Raw genomic sequence first — 1,430 nt, 5'->3', positions numbered from 1 at the left:
GTCATCGTCTGACCGCGGTAGTTGCGCAGCGCCAGGCCGTCCTCGGTCACCTCGTGGTAGGGCTGGCTGACCGGGATCTTGCCGATCCTGGTGGTCAGCACGTACTGCGGCACGCCGAAACCGGTCATGTGCCCCTGCAACCCCTCCATGATCTCCCAGCCCTTCTCGATCGAGGTCATGAAGTGGGAGACGCCGGTGACGTTGTCGCAGTGGTAGAGGTAGTACGGGCGGACCCGGATGCGCAGCAGCTCGGTCATCAGCTTGCGCATCGTGTCCACGTCGTCGTTGATGCCCTTGAGCAGCACGGTCTGGTTGCCGACCGGCACGCCGTGGCGCAGCAGGCGGTCCACGGCCGCCGCCGCCTCGGGCGTGATCTCGCGCGGGTGGTTGAAGTGGGTGTTCAGCCACACCGGGTGGTGGCGGGCCAGCATCTCGCAGAACTCGTCGGTGATGCGCTGCGGCAGCAGCACGGGGAACCTGCTGCCGATGCGGATGATCTCCACGCTGGGGATCGCGCGCAGGCCGGAGATGATGGTCTCCAGCTTCTCGTCCCGGTAGGACAGCGGGTCGCCGCCGGTGAGCAGGACGTCGCGGATCTCCGGGTGCTCGCGGATGTAGCGGAAGTCCTCCTCGAAGTCGCCGCCCTCGTTGTCGCGGAAGTACGTGCCCTCCACGTCGGTGGTGTGGAACTTGCGCGTGCAGTGGCGGCAGTACACCGGGCACGACTCGGTGATCAGCATGATCACCCGGTCCGGGTACTTGTGCACGATCCGGTTGGTCTTGCGGTAGAACATGTCCCCGACCGGGTCCACGTCGGCATCCGGGAACTCCAGCAGCTCGCCCTGCGACGGGACGGCCTGCAACCGGATCGGGCAGTCGGGGTCCTCGGGGTCCATCAAGGACGCGTAGTACGGCGTGACGCTCCAGCGGTACTTGCCCGCCGTGCCTTCGATGGCCTCTTCCTCTGCGGGGCTGACTTTCACCCACTCGCGCAGCTTGTCGAGGTTGGTGACGCGGTTGCGCATGTGCCAGCGCCAGTCCGACCACTGCTCGGTGGAAGGCGCTCCCGGCGCCGCTGCGGGCGCGGCGAATGACTCCGACATCTGTGCTCCGTTGCTCAGGAGGTGACTGGAAGCTGTTGGAGGCGGCGTTCCCGCTTCACGACCGCGGGTTCGACCGGTCCGGTGGTCCTGGCGGTCGAGAGAACCGCGGCCAGTTCCGCCACGGTCGGTGTCTCGAACAGCTGGCGGACGGGCAGGTCGCAGTGCAGTTCCGCGCGCAGGCGCGTGACGACCTGGGTGGCGAGCAGCGAGTGCCCGCCCAGTGCGAAGAAGTTCGAGTGCAGACCGACGCGGTCCACCCGCAGCAGCTCGCACCAGATGGCCGCGACGGCCACCTCGACCTCCGTGCGCGGTGCGACGTGCTGCTCG

Annotated in this window: 2 protein-coding genes; both read right to left on the bottom strand. The window is 67.6% G+C overall.

Annotation, left to right across the window (positions count from 1 at the left end; translation table 11 throughout):
* Positions 1-1,103: arginine 2,3-aminomutase (blsG, locus tag AB0G02_RS40165; RefSeq protein ID WP_360805775.1), on the bottom strand; the 1,103-nt coding region annotated here is incomplete at its 3' end.
* 14 nt (positions 1,104-1,117) lie between these two features.
* Positions 1,118-1,430, bottom strand: a 313-nt coding sequence (locus AB0G02_RS40160; RefSeq protein ID WP_360805772.1) for a phosphopantetheine-binding protein, incomplete at its 5' end; no start/stop codon positions are given.

This window comes from Actinosynnema sp. NPDC023658, assembly GCF_040639995.1.
GTDB lineage: Bacteria > Actinomycetota > Actinomycetes > Mycobacteriales > Pseudonocardiaceae > Actinosynnema.
Note: the sequence above shows the minus strand (reverse complement) of the source record. Positions and strands in the feature narration are given on the sequence as shown.